The sequence below is a fragment of the Novosphingobium sp. FG90 genome, assembly GCF_057808725.1.
The window spans coordinates 1-16570 of record NZ_JBMDIO010000018.1; the positions used below are offsets into that span (position 1 = coordinate 1).

At 64.9% G+C, this 16570-nt stretch carries 16 protein-coding genes; 13 read left to right on the top strand and 3 right to left on the bottom strand.

Going from position 1 to position 16570, the window contains the following annotated elements:
• Positions 1–674 precede the first annotated feature (674 nt).
• On the bottom strand, positions 675–1256 hold the full coding sequence (locus tag ACODRZ_RS15910; protein ID WP_488973079.1) for a hypothetical protein: 582 nt from the start codon (positions 1254–1256) through the stop codon (positions 675–677).
• A gap of 157 nt (positions 1257–1413) precedes the next feature.
• Positions 1414–2727, bottom strand: a complete 1314-nt coding sequence (locus ACODRZ_RS15915; RefSeq protein ID WP_488973078.1) for an MFS transporter — start codon at positions 2725–2727, stop codon at positions 1414–1416.
• A 188-nt stretch (positions 2728–2915) separates the two neighbouring features.
• Here ACODRZ_RS15915 and cyoA point away from each other — a divergent pair, with 188 nt between their 5' ends.
• The 9 genes from cyoA (at position 2916) to ACODRZ_RS15960 (ending at position 11254) form a co-directional block, all read left to right on the top strand.
• The gene (cyoA, locus tag ACODRZ_RS15920) at positions 2916–4250 is read left to right on the top strand and encodes a ubiquinol oxidase subunit II (protein ID WP_488973077.1); all 1335 of its coding nucleotides are present in this window, start codon (positions 2916–2918) and stop codon (positions 4248–4250) included.
• Positions 4251–4255: 5 nt separating this feature from the next.
• Positions 4256–6268, top strand: coding sequence for a cytochrome o ubiquinol oxidase subunit I (gene cyoB, locus ACODRZ_RS15925; protein WP_488973076.1), 2013 nt, complete (start codon positions 4256–4258; stop codon positions 6266–6268).
• A 99-nt stretch (positions 6269–6367) separates the two neighbouring features.
• Complete coding sequence (gene cyoC / locus ACODRZ_RS15930; RefSeq protein WP_488973080.1) at positions 6368–6907, top strand: cytochrome o ubiquinol oxidase subunit III; 540 nt, start codon at positions 6368–6370, stop codon at positions 6905–6907.
• Positions 6907–7299 carry a cytochrome o ubiquinol oxidase subunit IV gene (gene cyoD / locus ACODRZ_RS15935; protein ID WP_488973075.1) on the top strand — a complete coding sequence of 131 codons (393 nt, stop codon included), beginning with the start codon at positions 6907–6909 and terminating at the stop codon, positions 7297–7299. Before cyoC ends, cyoD begins: the two co-directional genes overlap by 1 nt.
• 77 nt (positions 7300–7376) lie before the next feature.
• Positions 7377–8018 (top strand): SURF1 family protein, encoded by a 642-nt coding sequence (locus tag ACODRZ_RS15940; RefSeq protein WP_488973074.1) that lies wholly within the window; start codon positions 7377–7379, stop codon positions 8016–8018.
• Complete coding sequence (locus ACODRZ_RS15945; protein WP_488973073.1) at positions 8003–9352, top strand: ATP-binding protein; 1350 nt, start codon at positions 8003–8005, stop codon at positions 9350–9352. Before ACODRZ_RS15940 ends, ACODRZ_RS15945 begins: the two co-directional genes overlap by 16 nt.
• The gene (locus ACODRZ_RS15950) at positions 9349–9903 is read left to right on the top strand and encodes a response regulator transcription factor (protein WP_069708543.1); all 555 of its coding nucleotides are present in this window, start codon (positions 9349–9351) and stop codon (positions 9901–9903) included. The genes ACODRZ_RS15945 and ACODRZ_RS15950 overlap by 4 nt, the downstream gene beginning before the upstream one ends.
• A gap of 141 nt (positions 9904–10044) precedes the next feature.
• Positions 10045–10746, top strand: a complete 702-nt coding sequence (locus tag ACODRZ_RS15955) for a Crp/Fnr family transcriptional regulator (RefSeq protein ID WP_488973072.1) — start codon at positions 10045–10047, stop codon at positions 10744–10746.
• Between the two features lie 61 nt (positions 10747–10807).
• The gene (locus ACODRZ_RS15960) at positions 10808–11254 is read left to right on the top strand and encodes a GtrA family protein (RefSeq protein WP_488973071.1); all 447 of its coding nucleotides are present in this window, start codon (positions 10808–10810) and stop codon (positions 11252–11254) included.
• Between the two features lie 637 nt (positions 11255–11891).
• Here ACODRZ_RS15960 and ACODRZ_RS15965 read toward each other — a convergent pair.
• On the bottom strand, positions 11892–12590 hold the full coding sequence (locus ACODRZ_RS15965; RefSeq protein ID WP_488972098.1) for an OmpW/AlkL family protein: 699 nt from the start codon (positions 12588–12590) through the stop codon (positions 11892–11894).
• 426 nt (positions 12591–13016) lie between these two features.
• Between ACODRZ_RS15965 and ccoN the strand changes: the two genes are divergently transcribed.
• The 4 genes from ccoN to ccoP are packed head-to-tail and all read left to right on the top strand — an operon-like array spanning position 13017 to position 16508.
• Positions 13017–14660, top strand: a complete 1644-nt coding sequence (gene ccoN, locus ACODRZ_RS15970) for a cytochrome-c oxidase, cbb3-type subunit I (protein ID WP_488972097.1) — start codon at positions 13017–13019, stop codon at positions 14658–14660.
• Between the two features lie 21 nt (positions 14661–14681).
• Entirely contained in the window at positions 14682–15431 is a 750-nt protein-coding gene (gene ccoO / locus ACODRZ_RS15975) for a cytochrome-c oxidase, cbb3-type subunit II (protein ID WP_488972096.1), read from the top strand.
• Entirely contained in the window at positions 15428–15610 is a 183-nt protein-coding gene (locus tag ACODRZ_RS15980; protein ID WP_008828422.1) for a cbb3-type cytochrome c oxidase subunit 3, read from the top strand. Before ccoO ends, ACODRZ_RS15980 begins: the two co-directional genes overlap by 4 nt.
• Positions 15603–16508, top strand: a complete 906-nt coding sequence (gene ccoP, locus ACODRZ_RS15985) for a cytochrome-c oxidase, cbb3-type subunit III (protein WP_488972095.1) — start codon at positions 15603–15605, stop codon at positions 16506–16508. Before ACODRZ_RS15980 ends, ccoP begins: the two co-directional genes overlap by 8 nt.
• The last annotated feature ends 62 nt before the right edge of the window (positions 16509–16570 follow it).

The window sequence follows — 16570 nt, forward strand, 5'->3', positions numbered from 1 at the left end:
GCAGCCCGGTAGCTCGTCAGGCTCATAACCTGAAGGTCGTAGGTTCAAATCCTACCCCCGCAACCAACCGACAGAACGCCAAGCCGTCTCAGGGAAATCCTAGGCGGTTTTTTTATTATGGAAAAGTATGCCTGCGCCGCCATTCCGGCGGCGGGGTCATTCGAGTTCATCCCACGTTATTACGACGTCGCCTCCAAGTAGCATCGCGGCCCGAGCAATGTACTTGAGGATGGGATCACGTCGAGATTTTTGGAAATAGCGACCTGTTCGCGCTCTACGGTCCAATTCAACCAGTGACAGCCCTACACTGCTCGCACGCTGACGAATGGCATCCAATGCCGGCACACCAAGCATCCTCAAACATTTTGCTCGGCGCTGAAGACCGAGATGAGCCGCCTTGCTTGTTATTTGGCGTAATGTCAGATGCGGGAAAAGGCGTGTGAGTTCTCCGTTGCTGGGATGGTCGCTATAAATTCTGGTGAGGTCGCGTACCTCACGGCTGGTCCAGATATGTCTGGTTGCAACCACGCCCAGCCATCGCGCCCGATGTTTGAGCGCAGCTAGAGTTCGATCGGGAAGCCGTTGCATCAAAAGGGGATAGCAAGGATACCCTTTGCAGATTTCGGCGTCCTCTTCAGCTGTCCACCGGTAACAGTTTCGCGCTGCGCGGTGCATCAAAGCTCGTTCCATACGATGAACGGTATGCCGCCGAGCATCGTCATCGCCCTTTGAAGAGCATTCCAGTCGATTCGGCGCGGCGAGACAAAATACCGTCGCTTTCCGACGAAAGCATCCAGATCACCCATCGTGAGCCGGTGATCGTGGGCACGCAGCCTTACGGCATCTACGATTGGAATACCTGTCGGCCTTGGAGCAATGCGCGGTCGTCTGAAGCCCGACCGATGAGCTCTATGCCAGATTTGATGCCTGCTTCTGCCCGGCAGCAACCGCTCGATCTCCTGGACGGGCATTCCTGAAATGTAGGGGCGCCGTAAGGCGAGAATCTCTGCTTGCGACCAGATCTTGCGAGGAACGACGAGCCCCATGTGCCGGGCCTTATGTCCGATGGCGGCAGGAGATCGGCAGGGCAATGCAACCGATAATGCCGCAGCGTCGGGATAGAGCCGCCGCACGGCGTTCAACTCGTCCCTGGTCCAGGCTTTGTCGCCAGCGATCGTATATCCTGTTCGGTCTATATATCCGAGCAGGAAGGCTTTTCCATCTAACCCTCGTCTTTGTGCGCGGCTCAGAATCATCAGCGCCTCCTGTCTATCCGATCGGGGTAACAGGCGATTATGTCTGCGCGTGACAATCGGCCGCATCGGAGGAGCGGTCGTCATTGGGGAACATGTGCATATAAGAAAGGCCGCAACCCTTGGGGCGCGGCCTTTCTTTATCTGGATGACTGGTCGATCAGCGGCTGGCGAGTTCCTTGTTCAGCCACAGGGCCAGCAGGGTGGCCAGTGCGCCCGAGAGCAGGTAGCCGCCCGAGGCGATCAGGCCGAAGTGGGTGGAGAGCAGCAGCGCCGCCAGCGGGGCGAAGCCCGCGCCGAACAGCCAGGCAAGGTCGCTGGTGAGCGCCGAACCGGTGTAGCGGTGGTCGGTCGCGAAGGCCGAGGCGACGACGCCCGAGGACTGGCCGAACGACAGGCCCAGCAGGATGAAGCCGCCGATCATGAACACCAGCTCACCGGCGGTGCCCGCGTCGAGCAGCTGCGGCGCGAAGCCGCTGAACACCGCGATGCCGACAGCGCAGGTGCCGAGCAGGGTACGGCGGCCGTAACGGTCGGCGAGACGGCCCGAGAACAGCACGGCGACGAGGCCGAAGACGGCGGCCAGCACCTCGATCAGCAGGAAGCGGGTCGGCGCTTCCTTGGTGAACAGGAACACCCACGAGAGCGGGAACACGGTGACCATGTGGAACATCGCGAAGCTGGCGAGCGGGGCGAAGGCGCCGATCAGGACGGTGCGACCTTCCTTGCTCACGGTGCCCATGACGCTGACGGGCTGCAGGTCGCGGCTTTCGAACAGGGTCTGGAATTCCTCGGTGACGACGATGCGCAGGCGCGCGAAGAGCGCGACGACGTTGATCGCGAGCGCCACGAAGAACGGATAGCGCCAGCCCCACTCCAGGAAGTCGGCGGCGGGCAGTACGGCGATCATGTAGGCGAACAGCGCGCTGGCGACGATGAGGCCGAACGGCGCACCGAGCTGCGGCACCATCGCCCACCAGCCACGGCGGTTTTCCGGGGCGTTGAGCGCGAGCAGCGAGGCGAGGCCGTCCCAGGTGCCGCCGAGCGCGAAGCCCTGTGCGATGCGGAAGATCGCCAGCAGCCAGATCGCGGTGGCGCCCATCGTCTCATAAGTCGGCAGGAAGGCGATCGCCGCCGTCGAGCCGCCTAGGCCGAACAGCGCGATCGTCAGCTTGACGCCGCGGCCGTAGGCACGGTCGAGCGCCATGAAGAACAGCGAACCGAACGGGCGCGCGATGAAGGCCAGCGCGAAGATCGCGAAGCTGTAGAGCGTGCCGGTCAGCGGATCGACGAAGGGGAAGAACAGCTTCGGGAACACCAGCACCGAGGCGATGGCGTAGACGAAGAAGTCGAAGAATTCCGAGGTACGGCCGATGATCACGCCGATCGCGATCTCGCCGGGCGAAATCGCGTGGTGCGGCTTGAACGTCGGCAGGCCGAGTTCCTCGCGGGTCGGGGTCGTGGTTGTGCTCATCTGGCGTATCTCGGCCTTCGTCTGGTATAACACGGGAATAAGCGAGAGTCCCGCCCGTCCGCGAATCGCACCGGCGCGACGGACGCGCGGCTTCACAATTGGCCGCCCTATTGTATCTGAAACGCCGTAAGGGGATTGGACAAAATGTCCTATGTTCGCATCCGCAGCACGGGCCTAGGCGACGCGCCATGCAACCGCCCGAGTCACGTCTGAACCCGCCCGGCCGTCGTTTCGGCCCGTTCCGTAACCGCGCGATGCGCGTCGTGGGCGCCCTCGGGCTGACCGCTGCGCTGTCGGCGTGCAACACCCTCGTGCTCAAGCCGTCGGGCGATGTTGCACAGCAGCAGGGCGACCTCGTGGTCGTCGCGACGCTGCTGATGCTGCTGATCGTCGTGCCGGTGATGCTGGCGGTGGTGATCTTCGCGTGGCGCTACCGCGCCAACAACAAGGACGCGAAGTACGAGCCGGACTGGGATCACTCGACCCAGCTCGAGCTGATGATCTGGGCCGCGCCGCTGCTCATCATCATCTGCCTTGGCGCCGTGACCTGGACCAGCACCCACCTTCTCGATCCCTACCGCACCATCGGCCGCATCGACGCCCAGACCCAGGTTTCGCAGGATGCGAAGCCTCTCGAGGTGGAAGTCGTCGCGCTCGACTGGAAGTGGCTGTTCATCTACCCCGAGCAGGGCGTTGCCACCGTCAACGAACTGGTCGTGCCGAGCGGCCGCCCGCTGAACTTCAAGATCACTTCCGCGAACGTCATGAACTCGTTCTACGTTCCGGCGATGGCGGGCCAGATCTACGCGATGCCGGGCATGGAAACGCGCCTGCACGCGGTGATGAACTCCAACGTCGAATCGGTCGGCTTCTCGGCCAACTACTCGGGCGCGGGCTTCACCCACATGCGCTTCAAGATGCGTTCGGTTTCGGACGCGGACTTCGCCAAGTGGGTCGGCGACGTGAAGGCGACCGGCACCAAGCCGCAGCCCGCCGGCGACGTGATCGCCGCTTCGGAATTCGAAGGCGTTCCGGCCAAGCAGATGGGCGGCACGCTCGACCGCACGGCCTACCTCGAGCTTGAAAAGCCGACGCAGAAGGTTCCGGCGATCCGCTTCGCCAATGTCGACCCCAAGCTCTATGACGCCGTCGTCAACATGTGCGTCCAGCCGGGCAAGATGTGCATGAGCGAGATGATGGCTCTCGACGCGCGCGGCGGTCTGGGCAAGGCGGGCATCCGCAACGTGCAGATGCTGTCTTACGACAAGGACGGCCGCGACCGCGCGGTCGCCGAGAGCGCCAACCCCTCCGAAGCGGTCAAGCGCGAGCTGGCCTGGGTCCGTGCCCTGTGCGAGCAGATGCCCGGTCAGGTGCGCGACGGTTCCGTCAAGGCGCCTTCCGACCTTCGCTCGCTGAACGGCGCCGGGATCCCCGCGCCGCAGTCGATCGGCTTCGGTGGTGAGGATGCGCCCGCCGCATCTTCGCCGAAGCCCGCTCACATTTCCCTGAATTCGCGGAACTGACACTCATGGCCATCGAAGCCGAAGCCCATAACCACTGGAGCCCGCTACTCGGGCGCCTGTGGCTGGATGCCATCCCGCAGGAGCCGATCGTGCTCGCGACCTTCGTGGTCGTGCTGCTCGGCGGCGCCGCGCTCGTCGCGGGCCTGACCTACTTCAAGCTCTGGGGCTATCTCTGGAAGGAGTGGTTCACCAGCGTCGATCACAAGAAGATCGGCATCATGTACATGATCCTGGGTCTGATCATGTTCCTGCGCGGCTTTGCCGACGCGATCATGATGCGCGCCCAGCAGGCGATGGCGTTCAACGGCAACGACGGTTACCTCAACGCCCACCACTACGACCAGGTCTTCACCGCGCACGGCGTGATCATGATCTTCTTCGTGGCGATGCCTTTCGTCACGGGCCTCATGAACTACATCGTGCCGCTGCAGATCGGCGCACGTGACGTCAGCTTCCCGTTCCTGAACAACTTCAGCTTCTGGATGACGACCGCCGGCGCCGTGCTGGTCATGATGTCGCTGTTCGTGGGTGAGTTCGCGCAGACCGGCTGGCTGGCCTATCCGCCGCTGTCGAACCTGGCGTACAGCCCGTGGGTCGGCGTCGACTACTACATCTGGTCCCTGCAGATCGCGGGTGTCGGCACGCTGCTTTCGGGCGTCAATCTGGTGTGCACCATCGTCAAGATGCGCGCGCCCGGCATGACCATGATGCGCATGCCGGTGTTCACCTGGACCTCGCTGTGCACCAACATCCTGATCGTCGCCGCCTTCCCGGTGCTGACGGCGGTGATGACGATGCTGACCGTCGACCGCTACCTCGGCTTCAACTTCTTCTCGAACGACTTCGGCGGCTCGCCGATGATGTACGTGAACCTGATCTGGATCTGGGGCCACCCCGAGGTCTACATTCTCATCCTGCCGCTGTTCGGCGTGTTCTCGGAAGTCGTCTCGACCTTCTCGGGCAAGCGCCTGTTCGGCTACTCGTCGATGGTCTACGCCACGCTGGTCATCACCATCCTGTCGTACCTCGTGTGGCTGCACCATTTCTTCACGATGGGTTCGGGCGCGAGCGTCAACTCGTTCTTCGGCATCACCACGATGGTGATTTCGATCCCGACCGGCGCGAAGCTGTTCAACTGGCTGTTCACGATGTACCGCGGCCGCATCCGCTACGAGCTGCCGATGATGTGGACCGTCGCGTTCATGCTGACCTTCACGGTCGGCGGCATGACCGGCGTGCTGCTCGCGGTGCCGCCTGCGGACTTCGTGCTGCACAACTCGCTGTTCCTGATCGCGCACTTCCATAACGTGATCATCGGCGGCGTGCTGTTCGGCATCTTCGCGGCGATCAACTTCTGGTGGCCCAAGGCCTTCGGCTTCAAACTCAACGTGTTCTGGGGCAAGGTCAGCTTCTGGCTTTGGGTTCCCGGCTTCTGGTTCGCCTTCATGCCGCTCTATATCCTCGGCCTGATGGGCGTCACCCGCCGCATGCGCGTGTTCGACGATCCGTCGATCCAGATCTGGTTCGTCATCGCCGCCTTCGGCGCCGTGATGATCGCCGGTGGCATCGGCGCCATGCTGGTCCAGTTCGCCGTCTCCATCTGGAAGCGCGAGGAACTGAAGGACGAGACGGGCGATCCGTGGAACGGCCGTACGCTGGAGTGGTCGACCTCGTCGCCGCCGCCGGAGTACAACTTTGCCTTCACGCCGCTGGTCCACGACCTCGACGCCTGGGACGACATGAAGCGCTGCGGCGTCCAGCGCCCGACCTCCGGCTTCCGTCCGATCCACATGCCCAGCGGCACGGGGACCGGCCTGATCCTGGCGGGTCTGTCGACGGCGCTCGGCTTCGCGATGATCTGGTACATCTGGTGGCTTGCGGCGGTCTCGTTCGCCGGGATCATCGGCTACGCGATCTTCCATACCTTCAACTACAAGCGGGACTACCACATCCCCGTCGAGACGGTCGAAGCGACCGAGGCGGAACGCACCCGCCAGCTCGCCGCCGCGGGAGCCTGAGACATGACCGCTAGCACTGCACACAACCTCGATCAGGCGCAGCTTCAGGCCGCGTTCTATGACCTGAACGAGCATGACCACCCCGAAGGCGGCAGCACCATGCTGGGCTTCTGGGTCTACCTGATGAGCGACTGTCTCATCTTCGCCATGCTCTTCGCGGCATACGGCGTGCTGGGCGGCAGCCTGGCCGCCGGGCCGGGGCCGAAGGACCTGTTCGACCTGCCGCTGGTGGCGCTCAACACCGCCATGCTGCTGTTCTCGTCGATCACTTACGGCTTCGCCATGCTCGCCATGGAGAAGGGCAACAAGGGCGGCACGCAGCTCTGGCTGCTGGTCACCGCCGTCTTCGGCGGCGCGTTCCTCTTCATCGAACTCTACGAGTTCAGCCACCTGATCCACGAAGGCGCGACGCCGATGCGCTCGGGCTTCCTCACCGCGTTCTTCTCGCTGGTGGGCACGCACGGTCTTCACGTCACCTTCGGCATGATCTGGCTGTTCACGCTCGTCGTGCAGGTGGCGAAGAAGGGTCTGATCCCGGCCAACAAGCGCCGCCTCATGTGCCTGTCGCTGTTCTGGCACTTCCTCGACGTCATCTGGATCGGCGTCTTCACCTTCGTCTACCTGATGGGAATGCTCTGATGGGCACTGAACACGCGCACCCCAACCCTAGCGCCCACGATCACCACGACGAGCACGGCGCGAGCCATGGCTCGATGCGCGAGTACGTCGTCGGCTTCCTGCTGTCGGTCGTGCTCACCGCGATCCCGTTCTGGCTGGTGATGACGGGCGCGATCCCCGACAAGCAGACCACCGCGCTGGTCATCATGGCCTTCGCCGTGGTGCAGATCGTGGTCCACATGATCTACTTCCTGCACATGAACACCAAGTCGGAGAACGGCTGGACGGTCATGGCGCTGATCTTCACGATCGTTCTGGTCATCATCACGCTGTCCGGTTCGCTGTGGGTCATGTTCCACCTCAACACCAACATGATGCCGATGAGCGTTCACGACATGGGCCAGCTGCCCTGACCGAGGACCGCACAACGGCGGCAAAAGGAGCGCGGCGGCCCATCGGGCTTGCCGCGCTTCTGCTAGTGGCCTTCGCGATGTTTGTCGCGCTGGGCGTCTGGCAGGTCCAGCGGATGCACTGGAAGCATGCGCTGATCGCCCGCGTCGATGCGCGCGTCCATGCCGCTCCGCAGGCGCTGCCGCAGAACGGCAGGCTCGGCCTCGATCTCGAATATCTTCGCGTCCGCGTCTCGGGCGTCTATGACGGTCCTGCGACCGCGCTGGTGCGGGCCGCCACGGAACGCGGAACGGGCTACTGGACGATGACGCCGCTGCGCCTCGAAGACGGCAGGCTCCTGTGGATCAACCGCGGCTTCGTGCCCGCCGGGACCACCCGCGCCGCCGCCGAAGCCTCGGCGCCTGCGGGCAAGGTGTCGATCGTCGGCCTGCTGCGCCTGCCCGAGCCCAAGGGCAGCATCCTGCAGTCCAACGCCCCGCAGGACGATCGCTGGTATTCGCGCGACACCGCCGCACTGGCGCAGGCCCGCAAGCTGGGTGCTGTGTCCCCTGCCTTCGTCGACGTGCAGACGGAGCAGGCGAGCACCGCGCCCGCCCTCAAGCCCGTCCCCGGCCTCACCCAGATCAGGTTCCCCGACAGCCACCTCAGCTACGCTTTGACCTGGTTCGCGATGGCGGCGCTGTCGCTCGTCGCGCTCGCCTATACATGGCGCCGGGCGTGATCGACCGTCTGGCGGCGCTGTTCGCGCCGCCGGAGGTGCCCGGCAGCACCCCCAGCCGTTCCAGCGTCGTCCTGCTGACCCAGCTGCGCTGGATCGCGGTGTTCGGCCAGCTGGCCACCATCGTTGTGGTCTCCGCGGTGCTCAAGGTCCGCCTGCCGCTGGCGCCGCTGCTGCTCGCGCCGCTGCTGCTGATCGTCATCAACCTGACCGTCGCGCGCGTCGTGCTGCAACGCGAATCGTTCTCCCAGCGCGAGATGTTCTCGGCGCTGATGATCGACGTCGTCGCGCTGTGCTGGCAGCTTTATTACTCGGGCGGGGCGACAAACCCGTTCACCTTTCTGTTCCTCCTCCAGATCGTCATCGGCGCGATCATCCTGGAGGCGCGCTGGAGCTGGCTGGTCGCGCTCAACGCCTGCCTGTGCATGGCGCTCCTGACCTTCTACTACGAGCCGCTGCAGCTGCCGGACCGGCTCGCGGGCGACCACTTCCACCTCTACATCTACGGCAGCCTGTTCTGCTTCGTCCTCGCCGCCGTGCTGCTGATCGTCTTCGTCGTGCGGCTCGACCGCAACCGCCGCGAGAGCGACGCGCGCCTCGCCGACTATTACCAGCAGGCGGCGGAGGAGGATCACATCATCCGCATGGGCCTGCTCGCCTCGGGCGCGGCGCATGAACTGGGCACCCCGCTCTCGTCGATCTCGGTGATCCTTGGCGACTGGAGCCACGAGCCGACGATCATGGACGACCCGGACATGGCCGCCGACCTCGCCGACGTGCGCCGCGAGCTGGAGCGCTGCAAGACCATCGTGTCGGGCATCCTCATGTCGGCGGGAGAAGTGCGCGGCGTCGATCCGGCGGTGACCACCGTGCGCGGCTTCATCGACGATCTCGCCGAGGAATGGCGCGCCCGCATCCCCGGTGAACTGCGGGTGATCGACCGCATGGCAGGCGACGTCGAGATCATCGCCGATCCCGGCCTGCGCCAGATCGTCGGCAACGTCATCGACAATGCCATCGAAGTCTCGCCCGACCTCGTGCTGATCGAGGTATGGCTGGAAGGCGACGGCGCCGCACGCCAGGTCATGCTCACCGTCAGCGATCGCGGCCCCGGCTTCGCGCCCGAAGTGCTGCGCCGCATCGGCCAGCCCTACATCTCGACCAAGGGGCGCGACGGGGGCGGGCTCGGCCTGTTCCTCGTCGTCAACGTGATCCGCAAGCTGGGCGGCGCGGTCTCGGTGGAGAACCGTGAAACCGGCGGTGCGAGCGTGCAACTGGCGATCCCCCTCGCTACACTGGCGCTCGAAGAACAAGAACAACGGCAGGAGAAGCAATGACCGACACTCCCTCCGCCATCGGCGCGACGGGCGCCAGCCTGCTCATCGTCGAGGACGATCCCACTTTCGCGCGAACCCTGCGCCGCTCGTTCGAACGGCGCGGCTACCGTGTCGCCTCCGCGGCCAGCCCCGAAGAGGCCGAGGCGCTGTTCCTGGCGGACAGCTTCGAGTTCGCGGTGGTCGACCTGAAACTCGGCGCCGGTTCCGGCCTCACCGTGGTCGAGGCGCTGCATGCCCATGCGCCGCAGACGCGCATCGTCGTGCTGACCGGCTACGCCAGCATCGCCACCGCCGTCGAGGCGATCAAGCTGGGCGCCTCGCACTACCTCGCCAAGCCTTCCAACACCGACGATATCGAGGCCGCCTTCGCCAGCCTTCGCGGTGATGCCAGCGTGCCGGTGGAGGGCCGCAAGACCTCCATCAAGACGCTGGAGTGGGAGTACATCCACCAGACGCTGGTGGAGTGCGAGTTCAACATCTCCGAAACCGCGCGCCGCCTCGGCCTCCACCGCCGCACGCTGGCGCGCAAGCTCGAGAAGCGGCAGGTTTGACCCCTTCGACAAGCTCAGGGTGAGCGGAGGTAGCGTAAACCTCCAACCCCGCTCAGGCTGAGCCTGTCGAAGCCCCTGCAGTTTCCCGCCAGCCGCCAATACGCTATGCAACCCACGAAAAGCCCCCGGTGATCGGAAACCATGTCCAGCTGTGATCTTTGCGTCGTCCGCAACCGGGCGATCTGTGCCGCGCTCGACTCGAGCGAACTCAGCGCGCTCAACGCCATCGGGCGCACGCGCAAGCTGACCGCCGGGGAATCGATCATCTGGGAGGGCGAGGATTCGGTCCTCGTCGCCAACGTCATCGACGGCGTGCTCAAGCTCTCCACCAACACCGAGGACGGGCGCGAGCAGATCGTCGGCGTGGTCTATCCTTCCGACTTCATCGGCCGGCCCTTCGGCGGCACCACCGGGCACGGCGTCACGGCGCTGACCGATGCCAGCGTCTGCGTCTTTTCCCGCCGCGACTTCGACGCCTTCGCGCGCGAGCATCCGGCGCTGGAGCACAAGCTGCTGGAGCGCACGCTGGGCGAACTGGACCGCACGCGCCGCTGGATGCTGCTGCTCGGCCGCAAGTCGGCGGCGGAGAAGATGGCGAGCTTCCTCGTCGAGATGACCGAGCGGCTCGGCGGTTCGGGCTGCCGTATCGATTTCGAGCATCCGGGGCGGCGCATCCTGACCCTGCCGTTCTCGCGCCAGCAGATCGCCGACGTGCTGGGCCTGACCATCGAGACCGTCAGCCGCCAGTTCACCCGCCTCAAGAACGAGGGCGTGATCGACCTGCCCTCGCGCCGCGAAGTGACGATCCTCGATTTCGACACGCTGGTCGCCGAGGCAGGGTAACGGTTCGTCCCTGTTACCGGCTCGCGGGAAACCATGGCGAGGCGGCGGCGTTGCCACTGGCATGTTTCATTCGCCCATCGTGCCGGGCTCCCTTGGCGCTCACCCGCACTACGGCCTGTTCAGTCGGCACACCGCCGTGCTGTTCGTGCGCAACGCTGTGGCCTCGTGCCTGTGCTTCGCGATCGACATGGCGCTGATCTGGTTGATGGTCTCGCAGCTGGGTATCGACAAGTTCGTGGCGGTGACGGCGGGGTTCCTCTTCGCCAACTCGCTGAACTACGTGCTCGCGCGGGTCTGGGTGTTCCGGGAGAGTGATCGCGGGATCTTCACCGGCTATGTCTATTACCTCACCAACGCGCTGGTTGGGCTGGCGGTGATCCTCGGCGGCTTCGCGCTGCTGACGACGGTGTTCGACGCGCATTATCTGCTCGCGCGGGTGATCGTCTCGCTGTGCTCGGGCACGCTGGTGTTCATCCTGAACGCGACCCTGAACTTCCACGAAGTGTAATTCCTCCCCGGTACGGGGAAGAATTTGCAAAAAAAGCTCGTCATCCCAGCGAAGGCTGGGACCGCTGGCCGCATGAAGCCCAACCCTCGGCAGTGCGCCTTGACGATAGTTGGCCGTAACAGGCCAGCGGTCCCAGCCTTCGCTGGGATGACGGTGTGTGTGCAGTTAGCGCACACAAAAATACCCGCTGGCGAGTGCGGGCCTAACGCCGGGGAAATCAACGCATCCGAGAGTGAACATCGGGTCGGCGTCGGGAGCGTCCAAGCAGGGACGCGGGGGTTTGTTTTCCACCTGCTCTGACGAGCGGCCGGGTAGCGGTGGTCAGCCCGGCTCGACCTTGGCATTCCATCGGAGCCGTCCCGTATGACCGACGTTAGGGTTCGCGTCGTTGGCGGTCATGGGTCATCCGGGATAGCCTTCGCGTTGTCTGTCCATGAGGACAAAGCGGTTCGAAGGACGTTTCCAGAGCCGAGAGGACGGTCCGGGTCTTCGTTGGGCGCGTGGTTTGCGCGATCGCGGCTGAAACCGCATCCCGGCCCACGACGCCGACCCGATACACCGGAGCGACGTGTACGGCGCCGCTCCGGATGTTGGGGCATATAACCCATGTGGTTATATTTGTCAAGAATGAACGCATTCAGAACCGGTAGGAAAGCCCTACGCTCAGCACCCACGGGCCGAGATCGTGCTTCGTTTCCAGCACCTTCGCCCCATCGGCATAGAAGCTGGCGGTCGGCTTGATGAAGTACTTCTTGGCGTCCAGCGTCACGCCGTAGCCGCTCTGGCCGAGCGCGATGTCCACGCCTGCCTGCAGCACCGCGCCGAAGGAGTTCGACATCTTCACCTTGTCCACGCCGAGCGCCTGCGCGGTGGCGCCGGGCTTTTCATCGAACACGAAGAACAGCGCCGGACCGGCACCGACATAGGGCTTGATCGGGGTGCCGGTGTCGAGGTGGTACTTGGCGGTCACCGTCGCGGGCAGGATCAGCACGTGATCGACCAGCCGCGTGCCAGCGAGGTCCGCCGCGCCGTTCACATGGTGCTGGGTGAAGCAGCAGATCGTTTCGACCGACACGGCCTTGGTGAAGAAGTATTCGACCGCGAGGGTGGGCACGACGTTGTCGTTGGCCCTGGCATCCACATCGGTGACGCCCATGCCGGTGAGTGTCGTGGCAAGGCCCGAATCGATCGACTTGACCTTGTCGATCCCGCCGTCAGGCAGCACTGCCGTGCCCAGCACCTTGACCTGGATCTTGCCGTCCGGGCTGCCGGCCATCGCGGGCGTGGTGAAGGCGGTGGCGGCCAGCACAGCGGCGAGCAGGGTGATCTTGCGCATATCGCGTGTCTTTCGAATGACCGCCGGGGCTGCACCATGCATGTCCCCCCTCTTGAGCGGCCCTCGCTGTTTGCGCTTCATGCAACCGGGATGAATTGATCGGGCGCAAGTTGGGGCGAATTTTGCGCTCGTCCAGACGTCGTCCCGGACTCGATCCGGGACCGGTGGCTGTCTTTAGGCGCGTGCTGCCCGGCGGGGGCTTCGACAAGCTCAGCCTGAGCGGGACTGATAAACTTCCTCTCAACACCGCTCAGGCTGAGCTTGTCGAAGCCCCTGCTGCGCGCACCGCGAGGTCGGTCGTTCACGGCCAGCGGTCCCGGATCAGGTCCGGGGCGACGAGGCTTTTTGATCCCCGTCAATGCGACTCCCGCGCCCCGCGTCCAAGGCGGACCCTGATCAGCAACTCATCTCGAAAAGAGACAGCTTATGGTTTCGGTGCTGGCGCGGGCAGGCGTGTGGCTTGCCGTGCTCTTTCTGGCCGTGATGGCCTCCGCGCTGGCGGTGGATCAGGGCTTCGCCATCCACATGGGGATCGTCGCCATCGCGGCGATGACCGCCTTGTGGTTTACCCTGCGCGGCGCCGACTATGACGGCATCGCCCGCGGCGTGCTGCGCTTCCCCGATCAGGGCCGCTATGACGACGACCCGATCCGCTGGGGCATGATCGCCACGGTGTTCTGGGGCATGGCGGGCTTCCTCGCGGGCGTGTTCATCGCCGCGCAGCTGACCTGGCCCTGGCTCAATCTGGAGCCCTACCTCAACTTCGGCCGGGTCCGCCCGCTGCACACCTCGGCGGTGATCTTCGCGTTCGGCGGCAATGCCCTGATCGCGACGAGCTTCTACGTCGTCCAGCGCACCTGCCGCGCGCGGCTGGCCTTCCCCGGCCTCGCCCGTTTCGTGTTCTGGGGCTACCAGCTGTTCATCGTGCTGGCCGCCACCGGCTACCTTCTCGGCATCAGCGAGGGCAAGGAATACGCCGAGCCCGAATGGTACGTCGACTGGTGGCTGACCATCGTGTGGGTCTGCTACCTCGCGGTCTTCGTCGGCACGATCGTCAGGCGCTCCGAGCCGCACATCTACGTCGCCAACTGGTTCTACCTCGCCTTCATCGTCACCGTGGCGATGCTGCACGTGGTCAACAACCTCGACCTGCCGGTCAGCCTGCTCGGTTCCAAGAGCTACCCGCTGTTCGCGGGCGTGCAGGGGGCGCTGGTGCAGTGGTGGTACGGCCACAACGCGGTGGGCTTCTTCCTGACCGCCGGCTTCCTGGCGATGATGTACTACTTCGTGCCCAAGCAGGCCGAGCGGCCGGTCTATTCCTACCGCCTGTCGATTATCCACTTCTGGTCGCTGATCTTCCTCTACATCTGGGCGGGGCCGCACCACCTGCACTACACCGCGCTGCCCGACTGGGCGCAGACGCTGGGCATGGTGTTCTCGATCATGCTGTGGATGCCGAGCTGGGGCGGCATGATCAACGGGCTGATGACGCTCAACGGCGCCTGGGACAAGGTCCGCACCGATCCGATCATCCGCATGATGGTGATGGCGCTGGCCTTCTACGGCATGAGCACCTTCGAAGGCCCGGTGATGTCGATCAAGAGCGTCAACTCGCTCTCGCACTATACCGACTGGACCATCGGCCACGTCCACTCCGGCGCGCTGGGCTGGAACGGGATGATCACCTTCGGCGCGATCTACTACCTCGTGCCGCGCCTGTGGGGCCGGGAGCGCCTGTACTCGCTGCGCATGGTGAACTGGCACTTCTGGCTCGCGACCTTGGGAATCGTCTTCTACGCCGCCAGCATGTGGGTGGCGGGCATCACCCAGGGCCTGATGTGGCGGGAATACGGGGCCGACGGCTACCTCGTGAACTCTTTCGCGGACTCCGTGGCGGCGCTCCACCCGATGTACGCGCTGCGCGCCTTCGGCGGCACGCTCTACCTCGCGGGCGCGGTGATCATGACGGTCAACGTCTGGGCGACGATCCTTGGCAAGCTGCGCGAGGAGAAACCCCTGCGCGACGCCGCCTACGATCCGGCCGCCGATCGCCCGATCCTCGCGAACTGACGACGAACAGGGACAAGAACCATGACCACCATCGTCGAACGCCACAAGACGCTTGAAAAGAACATCACCCTGCTGGGCATCTGCGCGCTGGTCGTTGTCGCCATCGGCGGCATCGTCGAGATCGCGCCGCTGTTCTGGATCGACAACACCATCGAGAAAGTTCAGGGCGTGCGCCCCTACACCCCGCTGGAGCAGGCGGGCCGCGACATCTACGTGCGCGAGGGGTGCTACACCTGCCACAGCCAGATGATCCGCCCCTTCCGCGACGAGGTGGAGCGCTACGGCCACTATAGCCTCGCCGCGGAATCGATGTACGACCATCCGTTCCAGTGGGGCTCCAAGCGCACCGGGCCGGACCTTGCGCGCGTGGGCGGCAAGTATTCGGACAGCTGGCACGTTCAGCACCTGACCAACCCGGAAGGGGTCGTGCCCGAATCGGTGATGCCGAAATACGGCTTCCTTGCAGAGCGTGACCTTCAGGTGGCCGACCCGGCCGCGAACCTGACGGCGCTGCGCCGCGTGGGCGTGCCCTATACCGACCGCGACATCACCAGCGCACTGGCCGACCTCAACGCGCAGGCCGACCCGGAGGCCGATCCCGGCGATCTCCTCAAGCGCTACCCCAAGGCGCAGATCCGCGACTTCGACGGCGATCCCAAGCGGGTGACCGAGATGGATGCGCTCGTCGCCTACCTGCAGGTGCTGGGTACCATGGTCGATGTCAACGCCGCCGCCGCGCAGGAGAAGCTGGCCAAGGAGAAGGGGCGATGACCTTCTCCCTCAGCACTCACTCCACCTACGACATGCTGCGGCATCTGGCCGACAGCTGGGGCCTGCTGGCGATGCTGGTGGTGTTCGTCGTGCTGATCGCCTGGCCCTTCCGGCCCGGCCACCGCGCGAAGAACGACGCCGCCGCGACGATGATCTTCAAGGACGAGAACGATGGCTGATATAAAGGGCCGCCTCGACGAAGCCACGAACACCGAAACCGTCGGCCACGAGTGGGACGGGATCGAGGAACTCAACACCCCGCTGCCGCGCTGGTGGCTCTGGACCTTCTACGCCTGCATCGTCTTCGCGCTGGGCTACAGCGTGGTCTACCCGGCATGGCCGATGCTTTCGAGCGCGACGCAAGGCACGCTCGGCTGGACCAGCCGGGGGGAACTGGACAAGGACATGAAGGCCGCCGCCGCCGCCCGCGCGAAGACCGTGGCGGCGCTGGCGGACATGAGAATCGAGGAGCTTCCGAAGCACCCCGAACTGATGCGCGCGGCGGTGGCGGGCGGCGCGGCGGCGTTCCGGATCAACTGCGTCCAGTGCCACGGCGCGGGCGCGGCGGGATCGAAGGGCTTCCCCAACCTCAACGACGACGACTGGCTCTGGGGCGGCGACCTCAAGACCATCGAGACGACGCTGCTCCACGGCATCCGCCAGCCCGGCGATGACGTCACGCGGCAGTCGATCATGCCCAACTTCGGCAGCGACGGCCTGCTGACGGCGGCGCAGATCGACGCGGTGGCCGGGCACGTCCTCTCGCTTTCGGGCAAGGCGCGCGGCAACGCCGAGGGCGCGAAGCTCTTCGCCGACAACTGCGCCGTCTGTCACGGCCCGGCGGGCAAGGGCAGCCGCCAGTTCGGCGCGCCGAACCTGACCGATGCGATCTGGCTCGACGGCGGCACGAAGGACGATGTCGTCGCGCAGATCGGCAAGCCGCACATGGGGGTGATGCCCGCGTGGAACGGCCGCCTCGATCCGGTGACGATCAAGATGCTGGCGGCTTACGTCCACTCGCTCGGCGGGGGGGAAAAGACGCCTGCGCCCGAGCCCGAAGCTGCCGCCACCCCCTGACCCGTCATTCCCGCGAAGGCGGGAACCCATCTGATGACCGTGCAACATGCCAGTTCAGGAGA